Genomic DNA, 20,810 nt, shown 5'->3' with positions numbered 1-20,810 from the left:
CTTTAGGGAGTGTCATGTTGCCCGAACTCGGCCTTTCAAGGCGCAGGATCCTGGCTGCGGCAGCCGCCGCTCTTCTCGCCTCGGGGTGCGGCTTCCGGCCGCGCGGCCGCTTTTCCGTCCCCTTCAAGACGCTCTATATTCAAATGAGCGGCCAGTCGCCCCTCACCCACGAAATCCGCCGCCGGATCGAGGCGGAGACCTCCGCCACCGTGGTGGACGACATCCGGGATGCCGAGGCGATCCTCTCGACCGACTCGACCAGCCGCACCCGCGTCGTCAACTCCTACAACGACAGCGGCGACGCCCGCGAATACCGCCTGGGGCTCGACATCACCTTCAGGCTCACCTCGCCCGAAGGCTACGAGTTCATGCCGGCCACGACGCTTTCGGCGAGGCGCGACATCCCCTACACCTACAAGAACTACCTTTCCCGCGAAACGGAAGAGGCGACGCTCTACCGCGACATTGAAAAAGACATCGCGATACAGCTGCTGCGCCGCCTCGAGGCGGCCAAGCCCCATGCGGTTCAATAGCGCGACGCTCTCCCCGAAGCTTGCCGCCCAGAAGAAGGCGGGCGCGGTCGATCCCCTCTGGCTGATCGCGGACCGCGAGCCGCTTCTCGCCCAGGAGGCGGCCGACGCGATCCGGGCAACCGCGCGGGCCGCCGGCTGCTCGGAGCGGCGCGTACTCGTGCTGGGCGCCGGCAGCGACTGGCGGCAGCTCGCCGAGGCCGTGGGCGAAACCTCGCTTTTTTCGGAGCGCAGGATCATCGAGGCGAGGCTCTCGGCCCCCTCGCCCGGAGTGCGGGGGGCGGCCGCCCTCGAGCAGCTCGCGCAGACGCCGATGCCGGGCCTGTGCGTCATGGTTTCCGTTCCGCAGGCCGACTGGCGCGTCGCCAAAAGCCAGTGGTTCAAGGCCCTCGCCGCCGCGGGGAACCTGGTGGACTGCGACCCCGTCGCGCGCGCGCAGCTTCCCGCCTGGCTCGGCCGCAGGCTGAAGGGCGAAGGGCTCGAGGCGACCGAGGAGGCCCTGCGGTGCCTCGCCGACCAGACCGAGGGAAACCTCCTTGCCGCGGCGCAGGAAATCCGCAAGCTCGCCCTGCTGCACGACTCCGAGGGGCCCGTGACGCTCGAGGAGGTCGAGGCCTCGGTGCTCGACAATTCGCGCTACGATGTGGCCACGGTCTCGACCTCAGCGATGCTGGGCGACGGGGCGCGGGCCTGCCGGGCGATCGAAGGGCTGCGGGGCGAATTCACGACAAGCCAGGTGATGCCCATCCTGCTCTACACATTCAGCGAGGACATCCGCCGGATGATCGCCCTGCGGGCGCGGCTCGACCAGGGCGAAAACGCGCAGGCTGCGGCGCGCGAGCTGCGGATATTCCCGCGCGAGAAGGCCGCCGCGGTCATCGCGGGCGCGAAGCGCCTGAGCACCGCAAAGTTGAGGAACGCGCTTGTCGTGTGCGCCGACATCGATCAGATCTACAAGGGGCTCGAGGTGCCGGGCAGGGACTCCGACCCGTGGATCGAACTCAAGTCGGTCGCGGCGTTTCTCTCGCGCTGAAAAAAAGGCCGATGGCTCAGACAAATTGTTGAAGGAACTCCGGCGGCGGCCTCCAGCGCAGGCGCCCCGGCTCGCTCCGGGAGGACACACAAGGAAATGGCAGACGAAAATCTGGATCCCGCGCTTTACATGAAGCGCCTCGGGCAGGACGCCCGCAAAGCCTCCAGGGAGCTCGCGCGAGCCTCCACCCGGGCCAAGAACGAGGCCCTGCTCGCGCTCGCGGCCCTGATCCGCGCCCGCGCGGCCGACATCCGCTCCGAAAACGAAAAGGACCTCGAGGCGGCTCGCTCCGAAAACTACCCTGCGGCGTTCCTCGACCGGCTTGCCGCGACCCCCGCGGTGATCGCGCGCATGGCCGAAAGCCTCGAGCAGACCGCGCGGCTCCCAGACCCCGTGGGCAGCGTCGAGGAGCTGCGCCCGCAGCCCTCCGGCATCATCGTGGGCCGGATGCGCGTGCCGCTCGGCGTGATCGGCATCATCTACGAGAGCCGCCCCAACGTCACCGTGGAGGCCGCGGCCCTCGCACTGAAAAGCGGGAACTGCGCGATCCTGCGCGGCGGCAGCGAATCGATCCGCACGAACCGGCTGCTCGCCCGGCTCGTCTCCGAGGCGCTGCAGAAGGCGGGGCTGCCGGCCCTGGCGGTTCAGTACGTGGAGACGACCGACCGCGCCATGGTCGACCAGATGATCACCTCGCCCCAGTGGATCGACGTCATCATCCCGCGCGGCGGCAAAGGGCTCATCTCGCGGCTCATGGGAAAAGCGCGCGTGCCGATGATCAAGCACCTGAACGGCATCTGCCACACCTACGTGGACAGCCCCTGCGACCTGGAGCTTGCCGTGCGGGTGACCGACAATGCGAAGACCCAGCGCTACTCGCCCTGCAACGCGACTGAAACGCTGCTCGTGCACGAGAAGTCCGCCGTCGAGTTCCTGCCGCGCATCGCCCGGATCTTCCACGACAAGGGCGTCGAGATGCGCTGCGACGAGGCGAGCCTCTCGCTCGTGCAGAACGCGGGCTACGCCGCGATCGAGGCTACGCCCGAGGACTGGGACACCGAGTACAACGCCCCCGTGATTTCGATCGCGGTGGTCAGGAGCCTCTCCGAGGCGATCGACTTCATCAACGAGCACGGCTCGCACCACACCGACGCCATCATCACCTCGAGCCACGAGGCGGCCGAGCGGTTCCTGCGCGAGGTGGACTCCGCCTCCGTCATGGTGAACACCTCGACGCGCTTCGCCGACGGGTTCGAGTACGGGCTCGGGGCTGAGATCGGCATCTCGACCGACAAGCTGCACGCCCGCGGCCCCGTGGGGCTCGAGGGCCTCACAAGCCAGAAGTACATCGTGCTCGGGCACGGGGAGCTGCGGGCCTGAGGAAAGGGGCCTGCGCCTGCAAACTAAACAGAAGAGCGCTGCGATGACAGACCGAAAGAACCACCGTTTTTACGCCGCCTGCCCCTGGGGGCTTGAAAAGCTCCTCGAAGAGGAGGCCCGCTCGTGCGGAGCGAAACGCACGCGTGCGACCCCTTCGGGCGTTGCCTTCGAGGGGCCGCGCCAGGCCGCCTGGGAGCTTTGCCTGCGGTCTCGCCTCGCCTCGCGGGTGCTCGAGGAAGTGGGATTCCACGACTATTGGGACAGCCGGGACATCTACGCGCTCGCCAGATCCGTCGCCTGGGAAAACTACTTCCTGCCCTCGCAGTCGATCCGCGTTTCGGTCTCCGCGCACCGCGCGCCGCTCAAGTCCCTCGACTTCACGACGCTGCGCATCAAGGACGCGGTCTGCGACCACTTCGTGCAGGCCTGCGGCAGCCGCCCCGACGTGGACCGCGACAGCCCGGACGTCCAGATCGCGGCCTACCTGGATGAAAAGTACTGCACCCTCTACGTCGACCTCGCGGGGGAGCCCCTTTTCAAGCGCGGCTGGCGCACGGACAAGGGCGAGGCGCCGCTCAAGGAGAATCTCGCCTCGGGGCTGCTGATGCTCTCGGGCTGGGAGCCCGGGACGACGCTGCTCGACCCCTTCTGCGGCTCGGGCACCATCGCGATCGAGGCGGCCTGCACGGCCTGCGGCGTCGCGCCGGGCCTGCGGCGGCACTTTGCCTTCGAGCAGCTGCTCAGCTTCGAGCCGGAAACCTGGCAGGAGCTCCTTGAAGACGCGAAAAGCGAGGTGAACCTGCACCGGGAGCTGCGGATCGAGGCGAGCGACATCTCCTCGATCGTGGTCGGAAAAGCGCGCGCGAACGCCCTGCGCGCCGGGCTCGCGCCGCTGCTTGAGGACGGGAGGCTCTCCTTCCGCACGGGCGACGCGCGCGAGATCGTGCCTCCCGAAGGAACGGAGCCGGGGCTGATCGTCGCCAATCCTCCCTACGGCGAACAGTCCTCGCCGCGCAGCGCCACGGTGGGCTCGATGATGCGAAAGGTGGCCGACAACCTAAAGCACGCCTTCCCGGGCTGGAGGGCGTGGATGCTCACCTCGGACCTGCACCTGCCGGGAGAGATGCACCTGAAGGAGAGCCGCCGCACGGTGCTCTTCAACGGCCCACTCGAATGCCGCTTCTTCCGCTTCGACCTGGTCGCAGGCTCGAACCGCAGGCAGAAAAAAGGCGGCGCCGGCCGCCCCGGCACGCCCTGAGAAGGCCGCAGGAGGAGGGCTCCCCCGCCCTTCCCGCCCCCGGCCGGGGAGCGCCGCGGCCTTCCTGCGCCGTCTTGTGGAAAAAAAAGGAAGTCCCGATGAAAAAAGGGCTTCCTTTTTCTCTTGGACCAGGCGCTCAGGCCCCGGCCTTCTGCCCGATGATGTAGCCCTGCGTCAGCGTGCGGCCCAGCCCGTGCTGGCTGCAGCCCCCGGCGCTTTCTCCTCCGCAGTAAAGGCCCTCGATCACCCGTCCCCTCAGGTCGAGCACCCGGCAGTTCTCGTCGATCCGCAGGCCCGCATAGGAGTCGTGCACCGCAAAGCTCGCCCAGGCCGCGTAGAAGGGCCCGGTCTCGATCTTGAAGCGCGGCGACGGCTTGTCAAAGTCCTCGTCCCTGTGCGCATCGACAAACCCGTTGTAGCGCCGCACGGTCTCGGCGAGCGCCTTCGGGTCCATCTTCGACCTCTGCCAGGGCGAGGTGTTGATTTTCTGCGCGAGCTCCTCAATCGTGGGGGCCGAGAAGAACACCTGGGGATCGCAGCAGCCCGGCTCGATTTTCATGTGCTCGCGGGCCGCGCCCTTTGAGTCGAAGACCGCCCACTGGGGGCCGGCGGAGAAAAGCGGCGGCTTCGAGCCCTCGTTCAGCGCCAGCGCCGCGTCGATGTAGTTGCGGGGCCGGAACTTGATTCTCGTCGTGTTGCGCCAGCTGCCCTGCACATAGGGCGCGCCGTCCTTGTAGAAGCCCTCGTGGGTGCCGTTGGGGTAGCCGTTCTCGAACTCGCTGTAGAAGCGCCGGCCCGCCTGGTTCACGATGATCGCGTCCTGCCAGTTGAGGATCCGCAGCCCCGGGTATTTCACGAACGGGAACACAGGCGACTTCTTCGTCCAGCTCACGTAGTTCGTGCGCACGCCGATCACCTGGCGCTTGCGCAGCGACCCGTTCCTGTCCATCGCCTGGTTGGCCGCGCCCCAGAGCGAAGCGCCCACCGCCATCGCCGCAAGCTCCCCGGAGGCGTCCTGCGGCGAGTACTCGCCCGCGGCATTCGCATACTCCCCGGTGAGCCTCGGGTCGAAGATGCGCCGGAACTCGACGTTGCCGGAGTTCCCGCCGGTCGCGATCACGACCGCCTTTCTCGCGCGAACCGTGACGGAGGGCTCGCGGCAGTCGATGCCGCCCTCGCTTCTGAAGCTCTCGAGGCGCTTCCCGTCGGGCAGGATCCGGGGCGTGTAGCGGGCCTGGATCCCGCAGACGCGGCCGCGCCCGCCGTCCTCGCGGAAAATCTCGTCCATGTGGTAGTTGAGAAGGAAGCGCACGCCCTTTTTCCGGGCCGAGTACTCAAGCGGCCGCATGAGAGCGGCCCCTCCGGCCCCCGCCGGGCTCTCAGCGCACTGGCCCGATTTCCAGACGCAGTGGTGCTCGCGGCGGGCCGAGATGCCCACGGCGTGCGCGCCGAGATTGTCAGGGGCGCGGTCCTCGAAGCGCACGCCGTTGGCGACGAGGAAGTCGTAGGTCCGGGCGGCGTTCATCGCGATCGCGTACTGCACGGTCCGGTCGTTGTAGCGGTAGTCAGGCATCCCGCTCGTCTCCACGACCGACCAGTCCGTGAGGTCGCGGAAATAGGTCATGGGGTCGTCCCTGATGCCGTACTTCTTCTGCTGAGCCGTACCGCCGCCCAGCGGCACGTTGCCGCCCGAGACGATCGCGTGTCCGCCCACGTCGTAGTTCGCGTCGACCACGATGACGGAAAGCCCCCGGTCGCGCGCCCCGATCGCAGCGGGCAGGCCCGCCCCGCCGCCGCCCACGACGACCACATCGGCCTCATAGGTCCAGGCGCGCGGCAGCGCCGAGGGTCCCGAGGCGAGGGCCGGCATCGCCGCCAGGCCGCCCGCGGCGGCGCTGCCCTTGAGAAAACTTCTGCGGGAAATCTCTTTCATGGCTGCTCCTTTTCAAATCCGGCCGCGGAGGTCGCTCCGCGCGGCTTCAAACAGCGGCAGGCGCCTGCGGCCCCTAGTGTTCTCACCAATTCCATTATATTGAACCGAAGCTATGAAACAGCAGAAATAAAAAACGCCGCCCTGATCGGGGCGGCGTTTCTGTCATCTGGCCTCCAGCCGGGGCGCAGGGCCCCGGGGCCGAAGGGCGGCCTGACGGCGGGAAGCTTTTTTAGAAGAGCTTCGTCGCAAGGAACCCGAGCGCCACGCTGAACACGATGGCGAGGATGCCGGGAAGGAAGAAGGCGTGGTTGAAGACCCACTTGCCAATGCGGGTGGTGCCGGTGTCGTCCATCTGAACCGCGCCGAGCAGGGTCGGATAGGTGGGCAGAACGAACAGAGCCGAGACGGCCGCGAAGCAGGCGACCAGCATGTAGGAGTCGCCGGGGTTCGAAGAGGTGATGCCGAGGGCGGCAACGATGGCCGGGGTGATCGCCTTCGCGGTGGCGGCCTGCGAGTACAGCAGCATGGCCGCGAAGAAGAACACGACGGCAAGCAGGGCCGGGTAGGCGGCGACCGTAGAGGCCGCGAAGCTCTTGATCTCGGCGCTGTGGCCCGAGACGAAGGTGTCGCCAAGCCAGGCGACGCCCAGCACGCAGATGATGGCAACCATGCCGCTCTTGAAGACACTCGTGGAGGCGACGTTGCTGATGTCAGCCTTGCAGCACACGGTGATCAGGAAGCCGACCAGCATCATGAGGCTGATGATGGCCGCGTCGCGCGGGACGATCACATGCTTGATGAGGCCCACGGCCGGGGAGATGGCCGAGGCGTAGAACACCACGGCGAGCACGCCCAGCAGGAAGATCCCCACGGAGCGCTTGGCAAAGGGCTTGAGGGTCTTCACGGCGGAAGGCTCCGGAGCCTTCACGAGCCCCTTGGCGAGGCGCTGCTGATAGACCGGGTCGGAGTCAAGATCCATGTTCTGGATGTGGGTCATGATAAAGGCGGTGATCATGCAGCCGATGAACGTCGTCGCCAGCCAGATCACGAGCAGCACCGGATAGCTCCAGCCGAAGTTCTCCAGCACGCCGCTCATGTAGATCACGGCCGCGGAAACCGGCGAAGCCGTGATGGCGATCTGGGAGGCCACCACTGCGATCGACAGCGGGCACACCGGCTTGATGTGCTGCTCCTTGGCGACCTCGACGATCACCGGGATCATGGAGAAGGCCGTGTGGCCGGTGCCCGCGAAGATCGTGAGGAAGTAGGTCACGATCGGGGCGAGGTAATTGATGTGCTTCGGATTGCTGCGCAGGATCCGCTCGGCGATCTGCACGAGGAAGTCGAGGCCGCCCGCGAGCTGCATGGCGGAGATAGCCGAAATCACGGACGCGATGATGAGGATCACGTCCCACGGGATGTTGCCCGGCTTCATGCCGAGCACGAGCCCGAGAATAAGGACGCCGGCGCCGCCGGCGTAGCCGATGCCGATGCCGCCCAGCCTGACGCCGATGAAGATCGCGCCCAGCAGAACGATGATCTGCAGAATCAACATGATATCCATTTTGCTTTTATCAGCCCGCCCGGGAAAAAACAGCTCTCCCGGGTTCGCTGTCCCTGGTTGATTGATATGCGGGGGGCCTTCGGTTGCGGCCCGCCCGTCCACCGGCTCCCGTCATCTTCCGGATCCGGTCGTCTGCCGGACCGCCCGCTCCTTTGTTCCGGCGGTCCGGCCCGGAGGCCCCTTTGAACAGGCCTCCGGTCTGCCCTGGGGGCAAATTACATTTCGAACTTCGGCGCGATGAGGTTCTGGAAGGAGAACACCTCGTTCCACTTCTCTTCGGTCATAAGCCTGCGCTCCTCGACCACGATCTGGTGCAGGGACTTGTGCTGCAGGTAGCCTTCCTTCGCCATTTCGGCGCACAGCATGTAGCCGAAGTGGGGCTTGAGCAGCGTCACGATCCCCAAGGAGTTCATGACGAGGTCCTTCGTGTGCTCGGCGTTCGCGGTGATGCCGTCGACGCACTTCTCGCGCAGCGTCACCATGGCGTTCGTGAGGACCTTCATCGAGGTGAAGACCGCAAACGAGATCACCGGCTCCATCACGTTGAGCTCGAGCTGGCCGGCGGAGGCGGCGAGCATTACGGTGGTGTCAAGGCCGATCGCGAGGAAGCAGGCCTGGTTGGTCACCTCCGGGATCACCGGGTTCACCTTGCCCGGCATGATCGAGGAGCCGGGCTGGCGCATCGGCAGGTTGATTTCGGACAGACCCGTGCGGGGGCCCGAGGCGAGTAGCCGGATGTCGTTGCAGACCTTCGTGAGCTTCACGGCGAGGCTCTTCAGGGCCGAGGAAATCGCGACGTAGGCGCCGCAGTCGGAGGTGGCGGCGATGAGGTCCGTGCTGTTGTGGAAGTCAATGCCGGTCTGCTCGGAGAGGTACTTCACGGCCTTCGCCGGATAGTCCGGATGGCAGGTGACGGTGGTGCCGATCGCGGTGGCGCCCAGGTTGATCACGCGCAGATGCTTCTGGGCGTCCTTGATCGTCTCGATCTCGTCCTCGATCGTGCGGCCCCAGCCGTGGAACTCCTGGCCCATCGACATCGGGACGGCGTCCTGCAGGTGGGTGCGGCCCATCTTGAGCACGTTCTTGAATTCATCGGCCTTCTTGTAGAAGGAGTCGCGCAGCTGCCCCAGGGCCTTCAGCAGATCCTCGGAGCGCAGATACATCGCGAGGTGCAGCGCGGTCGGATAGGTGTCGTTCGTGGACTGGCCGAAGTTCGCGTGGTCGTTGGGCGAGACCTGCTTCTGGGAGCCCTTGGGCAGCCCCAGCTTCTCGCAGGCGATGTTGCAGATCACCTCGTTCGTGTTCATGTTGGTGGAGGTGCCCGCCCCGCCCTGCAGCCAGTCGGTCACGAACTGGTCGTGGTACTTGCCCGCGATCAGGTCGTCGCAGGCGGAGATGAGGGCATCGGCGACGTTGGCCGGAATCGTGCCCAGCTCCTTGTTCGTGCGGGCGGCGGCCTTCTTCACCTGGGCGAAGGCCTCGATGAAGTACTTGTCCTCGCGCATGGAGTGCTCGGTGATGTGGAAGTTCTCCTTGCCGCGCAGCGACTGCACGCCGTAGTAGACGTCATCCGGGATCTCAAGATCGCCGAGGAAATCGTGTTCGATTCGAGACATCGCTCTCTCCTGTAAAAACCCGGGTCCCGCCCGGGTCATGCATTGTTTCGGGGTGGAGGGAAGGCTTGCACCCGCCCTCGCTGACTACAATTTTTTACCTAAGGCGTTTTACCTACGAGAGGAAACTATACCATATTATTTTATCTTAGGGAATAGTGCGTAGTTTATTGAGAGCTATTTACTATAAATATATAAATATCAATATGTTATATTATTATTTGATTGCTGTTCATTTTAGTAAGTGTTATTCTCATTTTTGTTTATAGGAAATACAGGAATCTGAAAACGACAGGGGGCCGGCCCGCAGCAGCGGGGTGGAGAAAGCAGCTGGGGGGGGGGGGGGGACGGAGCGCCTGCGCGCAGGGCGGACTTCCGCATAAAAAAGGGCGCCCTGCCAAGCCCCGGCTCTCAGGCCGGGACCCGGAAGGCGCCCTTCCCGCCGTCCGCCCCCTGAGGCCGGACGCCGGGACTTTTTATCAGGCCGCGCCGGAGGCGAGGCCCTCGGTTCCGGAAGAACCCCGGACCGCGCGCAGCGGGCCGCGCGAGCGCTCGATGTCCTTCTTGATCTCCGGGGCAGCCCGCAGCAGCCTCAGGGCGTTCGCCACCACGATGAGCGTCACGCCCGTGTCGGCGAAGACTGCCATCCACATGGTGGCCAGCCCCATGAAGTCTAGCAGCGCGAAGGCGGCCTTCACCGAAAGCGCGAAGACGATGTTCCCGACGAGGAAACGCCAGGTCTTCTGCGAGAGGCGCTTGAAGAAGGCGATCTTGCCGATGTTGTCGTCCATCAGCATCACACCCGAGGCCTCCAGCGCCGAGTCCGCGCCCTTCACCCCCATCGCAAAGCCGATATCGGCGGCCGCAAGGGCCGGCGCGTCGTTGATGCCGTCACCCGCCATCGCGGTGAGGCCCTCCTTCCTGAGCTCTTCAATCTTGGCGAGCTTTCCCTCGGGCCGCAGCCCGGAGGCGACGTGCTCTATCCCGACCTCGCCGGCCGCGGCGCGCGCCGCCTGCTCGCCGTCGCCGGTGAGAATCCAGGGCACGAGCCCGGCGGCCTTCAGATCGGCCACGGCTTCGCGCGCCCCGCTCTTCACGCGGTCGGCGACGCCGAAGGCGGCGACCGGCCCAAGAGCGTCAAGGAGAATCGAAACCGACTTGCCCCCGGCCTGCAGCGCCCTGACCGAGGCAGCCGCAGAAGCCGACAGTGCTCCGGCCGCAGCCGCGGACACGAGCCTCAGCCTGCAGCTGCCGCACCGGGCCTCGATGCCCGAGCCCGGAATCGCCTTCAGAGACGAAGCGGGTTCGCCCAGCGCGTGCTCGGCGGCGGCAAGCCTCGTGATGGCGGCCGACACCGGATGGTCCGAAAGCCTCGACAGCGAGGACGCGGCGCGCAGCAGCGAGGCGCGGTCCTTCGCGGGCCCGAGCGCAATCACGTCCGTGCACACCGGCCTGCCGGTCGTGATCGTCCCTGTCTTGTCAAGCGCCACGTTCCTGAGCCTGCGCCCCATCTCGAGGTACACGCCGCCCTTGATGATGATGCCCTCGCGCACCGCGCAGGCCAGCGAGGAGATGATCGTGACGGGCGTGCCGATCACGAGGGCGCAGGGGCAGCCGATCACGAGCAGCACGAGACCGCGGTAAATCCACTCGAGCCACTCGCCGCCAAGGAAAAGCGGAGGCAGCAGCGCGGTGGCCAGCGCCAGCGCGAACACCGAGGGCGTGTACCACGCGGCAAAGCGGTCGACGAAGCGCTGCACCGGAGCCTTCTTCTGCTCGGCCTCCTCGACCGAGGCGATGATGCGCGAGGCGCTCGAGTCGCGGGCCTCGGCCTTCACCCGCACTTCAAGCACCCCCGTGGAGTTGACGGTTCCGGCCATGACGGGACTGCCCGGACGCTTGGCGGCCGGGATGGGCTCGCCCGTGAGCATGGACTCGTCGGCCGAGGATTCGCCCGAAATCACTTCGCCGTCGGCCGGTATGCGCTCGCCGGCGAGCACCCGGACCGTGTCGCCCACGCGCAGCTCCTCGACGGACACGTCAACGAAAGCCCCGCCGCGCTTCACCGAGGCCGTCTGCGGAACAATCGAAAGCAGGGACTTCACCGCGTTCCTGGATTTTTCAAGGCAGAGCTGCTCAATGCCCTCCGAGAGCTCGAAAAGCGCCATCACCATGGCGCCCTCGGCCCAGTTGCCGGTAAGAAAGGCCCCTGCCACCGCCAGCGCCATGAGAGCGCTCATGTTGAAGCGCAGCCTGAAAAACGAAGCGAAGCCTTTTTTCAGAGTCTTCAAGCCCGAAAGCACCACAGCCGCCAGCGCGAGAACAAAGCCCGCCGCCGCGGCAGCGCTCACGGACCAGACCCCGGAGCCGATCGCCGGGCCGGGAATCCCGGCCGCCTCGAGCGCCTCGGGGATGATTTCCGCGCAGAGAGCGAACGCGAAGGCGAGACCGAACCGCTTCCAAGGAATCCGGCTCGAGTGAGCAGGGTCCGCCGCGCGCCGCCCGATCTGCAGGCTCGCCTCAAACCCCGCCCGGTGGATCGCCTCGATGATCTCGGGGGCGGCCCCGCGCCCCGTGCGGAAGGCGATCGTGCGCCGGGCCGTGTCGTACGTCCCTTCGGGCAGGCCGGGCAGCGCCTTAAGCGCCCGGCGGATCTCGGCCTCCTCGGCCGGGCAGTCCATCTCCGGAACCGAGATGACAATGCCGTCGTCTTCCTGCCCGGACTGCGTCTGCACGCTGCCCGGGTGCCCGGCGGCCTCAAGCGCCGCGAGGATTTCCGGCACGAGCGCCGGATCCGCCTCGAAGCGGATCGTGCGCTTTTCCGTGCTGTAAGTTCCCTGCGGAATTTCCGGATGTTTCTTCATTTCCGCCCGGATCTCGCCCTCCTCGACCGGACAGTCCATGTCCGGCACGCGGATGAGGATCTGCCGCGCGGCGGACGCCTCCTGCAGGCTGCCCGGGTTCCCCGCGGCCTTAAGCGCCGCGAGGATTTCGGGACCGAGGGCCGCGTCCGCCTCAAAGCGGATCGTGCGCTTTCCCGTGCTGTAAATCCCTTCCGGTATCTCCGGATGCTTTTTCATTTCCGCCCGGATCTCGCCCTCCTCGACCGGACAGTCCATGTCCGGCACGCTGATCACCAGGCTGCTCTTAGAATCAGGCATTTTCCGTGCCTCCCTCAAGTCTTATGGCTTCATTAAAAAGCCTGCAGTAACTGCAGAGTCAAGGCAGGAAAAAAAAGCGCGGAGCTCCCCGATGAGGAGTTCCGCGCCTTGAGGGACGCCGGGCCGAAGCCCTGCGGATGCCCTTAGAAGCGGTAGACGAAGCCCGCGCCAAGCAGGTAGGAGTTGAGGCTCTTGAAGTGCCCCACCTTCTCGCCCGAGCTCGTGTAGTCCGAATAGAGGTCGCGGTTGCCGAAGGCGTGCACGTGCATGGCCGCGAGGTCGAACTGCCAGCGGTCATTCAGGCGGTAGGAGGCGCCCAGCGACAGCCATCCGCGGTTCGCGTCCGGAATGATCGCCGTGCGGTAGCGCGCGTCCTTGATCGGGGAGCGGTCGTAGGCGACGCCGCCGCGGATCGTCCACTTCGGGGTGATGTCGAGGTCATAGCCGAGGGACACGAACCAGGTGTCGCGCCACTTCATCGGGATGTCGGTCGAGCTGTGCGGAAGGTTTCCCGCGGTGATGATGAGCCTGTCGAAGCTGCTCCAGTCCGTCCAGCGGATGGTGCTCGACAGGCGCAGCTTCGGAGAGTACTTCCAGACCACCGTGAAGTTCGCGTTGGCCGGCGACTTCATGTTCGCGCCGCCCGGCAGCGTCATCGAGCCGCTCGAGGCGATGCTCATGAGGGCCGAGGAGCTGATGCCGTTCTGGGCGGCGAGCGCCTTCAGCTGCGACATGATCGCGGAGTTCGCGCTCGCGGCCTTCATAAGGTTCTGGATGCCGCTCTGGGAAGCGCTGTCTGCCGTGAGCTTCACGTGCCCGTGGGCGTTATGGTTCATCTGCGAGCGGTACCCGAAGCCGAAGCGAAGCGTCTCGGTGGGCTCCCACATCGCCCCGACGTTCCAGCCGAAGCCCCAGTCGTCGGCCTCCAGACGGCTGTAGGCGCCGTAGCCCATGACGTTTTTCTTCATGGAAACAGTGGCGTCGATGTGCTGGGCCTGGAAGCCCGCGCCCACGGAGACCTTGTCGGTGAGCTTCCACGCGAGCGACGGATTGATAGTGACCGCGAGCAGCCTCGCGTCATAGCCGCGCTGGTTCTGCGCCCAGTCGGCGCCGTAGGAAGTCGACAGCCCGTAGGGCATGACGAACGCCAGCCCGCCCCAGAGCCTGTCGCTGAACTGGCGGCTCATCATCTGGTGCAGAATCGGCGAAGAGCGCTTGCGGCCGTTCTCAGAGCCGCCGTCCTTGCCCTTGTATTCAAGGTCGAGCTCGACGTCCATACCGCCCACCTGGATCTGGGTGCCGGGCAGAAGAGTAAGGCCCGCGGGGTTGTACCAGGCGGCCGAGACGTCGTCGCCCATGATGCCTTCGCCCGCATAGGAGCGGCCCATGCCGACGATGGACTGCTCGTTAAGCTGGAAGCCTGCGGCAAAAGCGCCGCTCGAGGCGAGCGCCGCGGCCACGCCGGCCGCCGCAGCGGCGAGTTTTCTGAAATGAGTCATTTTTTCTTCTAAAAAAGAGACAAAAAAAACGGAACGGCTCGCCGCGCGGACGCGAGTCTGCGCTGGGGAAAGCCTCTTCTTCCTTTAGCGTGGATGTATTCTATGGAGCCGCGCCCGGCAGAAAAAAAGGGCTTTTTAAGCACAAACCCTAGGATGCCGCGCAAGGCTTCTGCTTATACACCATAATGTGTTGATTTTTTAATATTTTAAGAATTTTGAAAACACCTCCCGGTCTGCCGCCGGCGGCGTTTCGAAGGCCATAGCGCGGATAGGCTAATCCCCGCGGAACGGTCCTTCGCGAGGGGTGTTTTCCGGAGAAGAAACCGCTTTATGTCAGTGCTCTTGCCAGGAATCGAGGGTCGGATCAGAAGCATTCAGGAAAGGATGAAGGCGGCCTGCGAGCGCTCGTCGCGCGGCCCGGGGGAGGTGCGGCTGCTCGCCGTCTCCAAGACTTTCCCCGCCTCGGCGGTGGAGGAGGCCGCGGCCGCGGGCCTGAGGGCCTTCGGGGAGAACTACGCCCAGGAAGGGTGCGAAAAAGTGGACTGGTTCCGCGAGAACCGCCCCGGGCTCAAGCTCGAATGGCACTTCATCGGGCCGCTGCAGTCCAACAAGACGCGGATGGTGGCCGAGCGCTTCGACTGGGTGCAGAGCGTGAACCGGATGAAAATCGCCCGGCGGCTCTCCGAGCAGCGGCCGCAGGACCTGCCCGACCTCAACGTCCTCGTCGAAGTGAACATCGACGGCGAAGCGAGCAAAAGCGGCCTCGCGCCGCAGGAGGCCGTCGCGTTCGCGCTCGAGGCCTCGAAGCTGCCTCGGCTGCGGGTGCGCGGCTTCATGGCGATTCCCGCTCCGGCCAGCGACCCCGCCAGCCAGGCCGGGCCCTTCAAGGCCATGCGAAGCCTCTTTTTGTCGGCGCAGGAGGCGGGGCTGCCGGTTGACACGCTCTCCATGGGCATGAGCGGGGACTTCGAGGAGGCGATCGCCTGCGGCAGCACGATGGTGCGGATCGGAAGCGCCATTTTCGGCCCGCGCGACTACGGCCCCGGGCACTGAACGGCGCGCCTTTTCAGGAGGACGGGACCGCCGGAGACCCGGCCGCCTTCAAGCTTCGAGGAACCCCTCGCGCTGTGCGAACCAGCGCTTCGCGTGCCGCAGCGCCGTCTGCGGATCGGTCCTCAGCCACTCGGCCGCGGCCTCGCGCGCGAGGTCGATCAGATCACCGTCTTCCTCAAGGCTCGCGAAGCGCAGCATCGGCATGCCCGACTGGCGCGCCCCGAGAAACTCCCCGGGCCCGCGCAGCTCGAGGTCCTTTCTCGCAATTTCAAAGCCGTCGCTGCTCTGGCGGATCACGCGCAGCCTCTCGCGGCCGGTCTCGGACAGGGGCTCGCCGTAGAGCAGCACACACCAGCTTTTCTCAGACCCGCGGCCGACCCGCCCCCGCAGCTGGTGCAGCTGCGCCAGCCCGAACCTCTCGGCGTGCTCGATCACCATCACGGTGGCGTTGGGCACGTCCACTCCCACCTCGATCACCGTGGTAGCGACGAGCAGATCCGTCTTTCCCTCCTTGAAGGACTCCATGACCGCATCTTTCTCGGCCTGGGGAAGAGCCCCGTGGATCAGCCCCACGCTCGCCGCGGGCAGCTTTGAGCGGATCTCCTCGAAGGCCGTCTTCGCGGGGGTGAGGTCGAGCTGTTCGTTCTCGTCAATCAGCGGGCAGACCCAGTAGGCCTGGCGGCCCCGGGAGATTTCGGAGCCGACCGCGGCGATGAGCTCGTCGCGCCGGGCGATCGACACGAGCCTCGTCGACACGGGCTTGCGGCCCGGCGGCAGCTCGTCAATCACCGAGACGTCGAAGTCGGCGAGGTAGCTCATCGCCAGCGTCCGGGGAATGGGCGTGGCCGAGAGCATGAGAAGGTGGGGCGTGAGCCCGCCCGAGCCGCCGCGCAGCGCGAGGCGCTGCTCCACGCCGAAGCGGTGCTGCTCATCGATAATCGCGAGTCCCAGACTGTGGAAGGCGACGCCGTCCTGGATGAGGGCGTGGGTGCCGACGACAAACTGCGCCTCGCCCGAGGCGATGCGGGCGGACATCTCGCGCTTCTCCGCCCCCTTCATGTGGCCCGAGAGCCAGGCCGTGCGGACGCCCAGGGGCTCGAGCCAGCGCGAAATCCCCCGATAGTGCTGTTCGGCCAGGATCTCGGTGGGCGCCATAAGGGCGGCCTGCCGCCCCGACTCGATCGCGCGGCAGGCGGCAAGCGCGGCGATCACGGTCTTGCCGGAACCCACGTCGCCCTGGACGAGCCGGTTCATGGGAGAGGCGGAGGCGAGATCCGCGGCGACCTCCTTCCAGACCCGCAGCTGCGCCCCGGTGAGAGCAAAGGGCAGGCCTTCGATCAGCCTCGAGGTGAGGCGCCCTCCGTCCTGCGGCGCAAGCCTTGGCGCGCGGGCCGCCGAGCGCAGCGCCCTCGAGTGGCGCAGTGCGATCTGCTGGGCGAGCAGCTCGTCGAACTTGAGCCTCTTCCAGGCCGGGGCCGTGCGCTCCTGCAGCGCCGACAGATCCGCCCCGGGCGGCGGGCGGTGGAGATAAAGGAGCGCCTCGCGCAGCCGCGGCAGCCCGAGCTTCACGCGCAGGGCCTCCGGCATCAGGTCCGAGAGGTCCACGTCAAGCAGCGCCCGGGCGATCCTCTTTCTGAGCCAGAGCTGCGTGATGCCCTCGCCGGCCGGGTAGACGGGAGTGAGGGTCGAAGGCAGCCGCTCGCCCTCGGCGAGGGCCCGGCGCACCTTCGGGTGCACCATCTCGAGCCCGCCCGCGCCCCAGGCGGGCCGCGCCTCGCCGTAAAGGCGGACGCGGGAGCCGCGCTCGAGCTGGCGCACCTGCGAGGGATAGAAGTGCAGCAGCCTCACCTGCAGCCGCCCCGTCGCGTCGGCGACCTCGGCGGTGAGCGACCGGGGCGTCACCCGCTCGAGCGTCACCTCGCCCTCGACCTGGGCTGTCACCCCGGCCTTGAGCGAGCCGATCGGGACGATCGCGGTCTCGTCCTCGTAGCGCAGCGGCAGGTGCAGCACGAAGTCCCAGTCCGAGGCGAGCCCGATTCGGGCGAGCCGCTCGGAAAGCGGCGCGAGCTTTTCGCCCTTCTGCCTGAGCTTCGGGCGGCCCGCTCCGCGGTAATAGTCTTCTTTCGGTGCTGGCATGGCTTGGGCGCTTCGGAGCGGCTTTCCTTCTCTATTGTCTGTATGCTTATCATTTTATCCGCCCGATCCCCGTCCCTTCAGGAGGGAAACACGGTCGAAGTCAAGGTATTAGGTGTTTACTATATAAATCTAAATAGGTATAAAGTTTCTCCTTCTGACGGTCTCCTCCCCGAGGGGAGGAGGCCGCGGTCTCCGTATCAAATTCCGTGATCCGGCCCGGTCCCTGTTTGCGTGGAGCCGGCACAGCCTTATGGACAACGGCATTTAAAAGGGTTTTCCCTACTAGTTCGAACGGCGTATCGTTCACTACACTTCGTCCGTCCTTTTAAAATAAAGTTGGTTAGGGAATCCCACCTATCCGCAAAGAGGTGCATGCAGACCCGCGGCAAGGCGAAACAGCGTCCTGCCCGCCCTGAGACTCACGGCATGCGCCTCCCTGCCTTTCAGAGCGCAGGAGATGCAGACTCCGTGGTGCTCTGGCTGATGTCGATCTTTTTTAACTGGAAGCAGTCCCCGGATCCTTCCGGGGTCGGCCGGCCCCAATTGGACGCGAGCCCTGGAGCTCGGCACAATCAACGTGGTTCGCGGAGCTCGAAGCGCCGGGTTCCGCGCGAACCAACTTAGGAGACCTAGCAAACATGAAAATCATCTACACCGACGTATTGGTGATCGGTGCCGGGCTGGCGGGCCTGCGTATGGCTGTGGCGGTCAAGCGCCGCGGCCAGGATGCCATTGTTCTGTCCCTCTGCCCCCCGAAACGCTCTCATTCGAAGGCTGCGCAGGGCGGCATGCAGGCTTCCCTCGGCAACATGATCAAGGGCCTGGGAGACAACGAAGACCTGCACTTTGTCGATACTGTCCGCGGCTCCGACTGGGGCGCTGACCAGGACGTCTGCCGCATGTTCGTGAACACGGCCCCGAAGGCCGCCCGCGAGCTCGCAGCCTGGGGCGTGACCTGGTCGCGCATCACCGCCGGCGACCACGAGGTAGTGATCAACGGCCAGCGCGTCACAATCACCGAGCGCAAGGAATGCCAGGGGCTGCTGCGCCAGCGTGATTTCGGCGGCACGAAGAAGTGGCGCTGCGTGTTTGCTTCCGACGGCACGGGCCACGCCATGCTCAACGCCGTCTCCGACCGCGTGATCGCCGAGCACATCCCGGTGATGGAGCGCGTCGAGGCCCTCGCCCTGATTCACGACGGCAAGCGCTGCTACGGCGCGATCGTGCGTGACCTGATCACCGGCGAGCTGATGGCCTACGTCGCCAAGGCGACCGCCATGGCCACCGGCGGCTGCGGCCGCATCTACCGCGTCACGACGAACGCCGTGATCTGCGAAGGCATCGGCGCCGCCCTCGCCCTCGAAACCGGCGTGGCCGGGCTGGGCAACATGGAGGCGATCCAGTTCCACCCGACCGGCATCTTCCCGGCCGGCATTCTGGTGACCGAAGGCTGCCGCGGCGACGGCGGCCTGCTGCGCGACGTCGACGGTTACCGCTTCATGCCCGACGTGGAGCCCGAAAAGAAGGAGCTCGCCTCCCGCGACGTGGTTTCCCGCCGCATGGAGGAGCGCATCGCCCAGGGCAAGGGCGCCCACTCCAAGTACGGCGACCACCTCTGGCTCGACATCACGCTGCTGGGCGAGCACCACATCAAGCACAACCTGCGCGAGGTCTATGACATCTGCCACTACTTCCTCGGCATCGATCCTGTGAAGGACTGGATCCCGGTGCGCCCGGCGCAGCACTACACGATGGGCGGCATCCGCACCGACTACACCGGCGAATCGCGCCAGCTGAAGGGCCTGTTCGCGGCCGGCGAGGCGGCCTGCTGGGATATGCACGGGTTCAACCGCCTGGGCGGCAACTCCGTGGCCGAGACCGTCGTGGCCGGCATGATCGTGGGCGAGTACATCGCCGACTTCTGCGAGAAGCCCGAGAACGTGATCGACATCCCGACCTCCATCGTCTACGACTTCGCCCGCAAGGTCCAGGACGAGATCAACGGCTTCATCCACAACACCGGCAATGAGAACGCCGTCAAGATCCGCACCCGCATGCAGGAGATCATGACCTCCAAGATCGGCATCTTCCGCAACGGCAAGGCGATGCAGGAAGCGGTCGACGAGCTGCAGCAGCTGCTCGAGCGCTCCTACCACATCCCGGTCAAGGACGCCGTCGGCAACAACCCCGAGCTCGTCTACGCGTACCGCACCCGCAAGATGCTGAAGGTCGCCCTCACGGTGGCCGCCGGCGCTCTGGCCCGCAAGGAATCCCGCGGCGCCCACTCCCGCGAGGACTACCCGCGCCGCGACGACGTGAACTGGCTCAACCGCACGATCACGACCTGGAAGGATCCGAAGTCCACCCTGCCCGACATCTCCTACGAGAAGCTCGACATCTCCAAGATGGAGCTGCCTCCGGGATTCCGCGGCTACGGCGCGAAGAACTACATCGAGAACCCCGAGTCCGTCGCCCGCCAGAAGCAGGTCGACGAGATCCGCGCGAAGATGGAAGCCGAAGGCAAGGACCGCTTCCAGATTCAGGACGCCCTCATGCCCTATCAGGACAAGCTGCCCAAGCGCCTGCGCGGCCGCAATGAGCGCACCTACGAGCCTCTGAACGATTAATTAGGAGCAGACAGAAAAAAATGAGCAAGACACCCAACGAAACCCAGCACCGTCTGCTTAAGATCAGCATTCTGCGCTACAACCCCGCTGATCCGGAAAGCGTTCCGCACATGCAGACCTACGAGTTGCCCGAGGGCGACCGCATGACCCTGTTCATCGCGCTCAACGACATCCGCGACGAGCAGGACCCGACCCTGCAGTTCGACTTCGTCTGCCGCGCCGGCATCTGCGGCTCCTGCGCGATGCTGATCAACGGCAAGCCGGGCCTGGCCTGCCGCACGCTGACCCGCGACCTGCCCACGGAGTTCACGCTCGCCCCGCTGCCGGGCTTTGAGCTGATCGCCGACCTTTCCGTGAACACCGGCAAGTGGATGCGCAACATGTCCGAGCGCATCGAAGCCTGGGTGCACACGAAGGAAGTCGACATCGACATGCGCAAGCTCGAAAAGCCGATGGATCCGCAACTCGCGGAAGACCTCTACAACCTCGACCACTGCATCGAGTGCGGCTGCTGCGTGGCCGGCTGCGGCACCTTCCGCATGCGTCCGGACTTCGTCGGCGCGGTCGCGATCAACAAGATCGCCCGCTTCCGCCTTGATCCCCGCGACGACCGCAACGACGCGGACTACTACGAGCTCGTGGGCGACGACTCCGGCGTCTTTGGCTGCATGTCGCTGCTCGGCTGCGACGACTTCTGCCCGAAGAAGCTGCCGCTGCGCACCCAGATCGCCTTCGTGCGCCGCAAGATGGCCGAGCAGGGCATCAAGAACTACGACAAGGTTCTGCCCACTCCGAAGAAGCTGATCCCGATCCGCCAGATCTGACAGGTCCGGACTGAAGGACAACCTTTTTAAGGCGCAAACCCGGCTCCGGCCGGGTTTCTTTTTATCCGCACTCGTGAAGTGGTATTGGTTTTTTGGACACAAAGGAGCCCAAAACCATGTCCATCCCACTCTCCATTAGAGAACAAGCCTGCGAGGGGCTTTTACACGGTCGCCCCAAGAAAACTCTGGCCAGAGAGCT

The 20,810-nt window shown here is 65.8% G+C and carries 13 protein-coding genes; 7 read left to right on the top strand and 6 right to left on the bottom strand.

Going from position 1 to position 20,810, the window contains the following annotated elements; genetic code table 11:
- The first annotated feature begins 14 nt into the window (after positions 1 to 14).
- The 4 genes from MAF45_RS10810 to MAF45_RS10795 all read left to right on the top strand — a co-directional run bounded on the left by MAF45_RS10810 (position 15) and on the right by MAF45_RS10795 (position 4,201).
- Positions 15 to 533: an LPS-assembly lipoprotein LptE gene (locus MAF45_RS10810; protein WP_237980591.1), complete on the top strand. Its 519-nt coding sequence runs from the start codon at positions 15 to 17 to the stop codon at positions 531 to 533.
- Positions 520 to 1,563, top strand: a complete 1,044-nt coding sequence (holA, locus tag MAF45_RS10805; protein ID WP_237980589.1) for a DNA polymerase III subunit delta — start codon at positions 520 to 522, stop codon at positions 1,561 to 1,563. Before MAF45_RS10810 ends, holA begins: the two co-directional genes overlap by 14 nt.
- A 96-nt stretch (positions 1,564 to 1,659) precedes the next feature.
- Positions 1,660 to 2,943 (top strand): glutamate-5-semialdehyde dehydrogenase, encoded by a 1,284-nt coding sequence (locus MAF45_RS10800; protein WP_237980587.1) that lies wholly within the window; start codon positions 1,660 to 1,662, stop codon positions 2,941 to 2,943.
- 43 nt (positions 2,944 to 2,986) lie between these two features.
- Positions 2,987 to 4,201 carry a THUMP domain-containing class I SAM-dependent RNA methyltransferase gene (locus tag MAF45_RS10795; RefSeq protein WP_237980585.1) on the top strand — a complete coding sequence of 405 codons (1,215 nt, stop codon included), beginning with the start codon at positions 2,987 to 2,989 and terminating at the stop codon, positions 4,199 to 4,201.
- Positions 4,202 to 4,337: 136 nt separating this feature from the next.
- Here the strand turns inward: MAF45_RS10795 and MAF45_RS10790 are convergent, their stop codons facing one another.
- The 5 genes from MAF45_RS10790 to MAF45_RS10770 all read right to left on the bottom strand — a co-directional run bounded on the left by MAF45_RS10790 (position 4,338) and on the right by MAF45_RS10770 (position 13,971).
- Complete coding sequence (locus MAF45_RS10790) at positions 4,338 to 6,134, bottom strand: FAD-dependent oxidoreductase (protein WP_237980583.1); 1,797 nt, start codon at positions 6,132 to 6,134, stop codon at positions 4,338 to 4,340.
- 229 nt (positions 6,135 to 6,363) lie between these two features.
- Positions 6,364 to 7,698 (bottom strand): anaerobic C4-dicarboxylate transporter, encoded by a 1,335-nt coding sequence (locus MAF45_RS10785; RefSeq protein ID WP_281069878.1) that lies wholly within the window; start codon positions 7,696 to 7,698, stop codon positions 6,364 to 6,366.
- Positions 7,699 to 7,913: 215 nt separating this feature from the next.
- Entirely contained in the window at positions 7,914 to 9,314 is a 1,401-nt protein-coding gene (locus MAF45_RS10780; RefSeq protein WP_237980578.1) for an aspartate ammonia-lyase, read from the bottom strand.
- A gap of 476 nt (positions 9,315 to 9,790) precedes the next feature.
- Positions 9,791 to 12,472 carry a heavy metal translocating P-type ATPase gene (locus tag MAF45_RS10775; protein ID WP_237980577.1) on the bottom strand — a complete coding sequence of 894 codons (2,682 nt, stop codon included), beginning with the start codon at positions 12,470 to 12,472 and terminating at the stop codon, positions 9,791 to 9,793.
- 143 nt (positions 12,473 to 12,615) lie between these two features.
- Positions 12,616 to 13,971 carry an OmpP1/FadL family transporter gene (locus tag MAF45_RS10770; RefSeq protein ID WP_237980575.1) on the bottom strand — a complete coding sequence of 452 codons (1,356 nt, stop codon included), beginning with the start codon at positions 13,969 to 13,971 and terminating at the stop codon, positions 12,616 to 12,618.
- Positions 13,972 to 14,313: 342 nt separating this feature from the next.
- Here MAF45_RS10770 and MAF45_RS10765 point away from each other — a divergent pair, with 342 nt between their 5' ends.
- Positions 14,314 to 15,024, top strand: coding sequence for a YggS family pyridoxal phosphate-dependent enzyme (locus MAF45_RS10765; protein ID WP_370659320.1), 711 nt, complete (start codon positions 14,314 to 14,316; stop codon positions 15,022 to 15,024).
- Positions 15,025 to 15,072: 48 nt separating this feature from the next.
- Here MAF45_RS10765 and recG read toward each other — a convergent pair whose 3' ends face one another.
- Positions 15,073 to 17,160, bottom strand: a complete 2,088-nt coding sequence (gene recG / locus MAF45_RS10760; protein WP_237980573.1) for an ATP-dependent DNA helicase RecG — start codon at positions 17,158 to 17,160, stop codon at positions 15,073 to 15,075.
- Positions 17,161 to 17,798: 638 nt separating this feature from the next.
- Between recG and MAF45_RS10755 the strand changes: the two genes are divergently transcribed.
- Together MAF45_RS10755 and MAF45_RS10750 are read left to right on the top strand one after the other, a co-directional pair.
- Positions 17,799 to 19,787 (top strand): fumarate reductase flavoprotein subunit, encoded by a 1,989-nt coding sequence (locus tag MAF45_RS10755; protein ID WP_237980571.1) that lies wholly within the window; start codon positions 17,799 to 17,801, stop codon positions 19,785 to 19,787.
- Between the two features lie 20 nt (positions 19,788 to 19,807).
- On the top strand, positions 19,808 to 20,611 hold the full coding sequence (locus tag MAF45_RS10750; RefSeq protein WP_237980569.1) for a fumarate reductase iron-sulfur subunit: 804 nt from the start codon (positions 19,808 to 19,810) through the stop codon (positions 20,609 to 20,611).
- The last annotated feature ends 199 nt before the right edge of the window (positions 20,612 to 20,810 follow it).

The sequence above is a fragment of the Mesosutterella porci genome, from assembly GCF_022134585.1.
Taxonomy (GTDB): domain Bacteria; phylum Pseudomonadota; class Gammaproteobacteria; order Burkholderiales; family Burkholderiaceae_F; genus Mesosutterella; species Mesosutterella porci.
The sequence above is the reverse complement of the archived record's forward strand: the minus strand, read 5'-3'. Positions and strand labels throughout refer to the sequence as shown.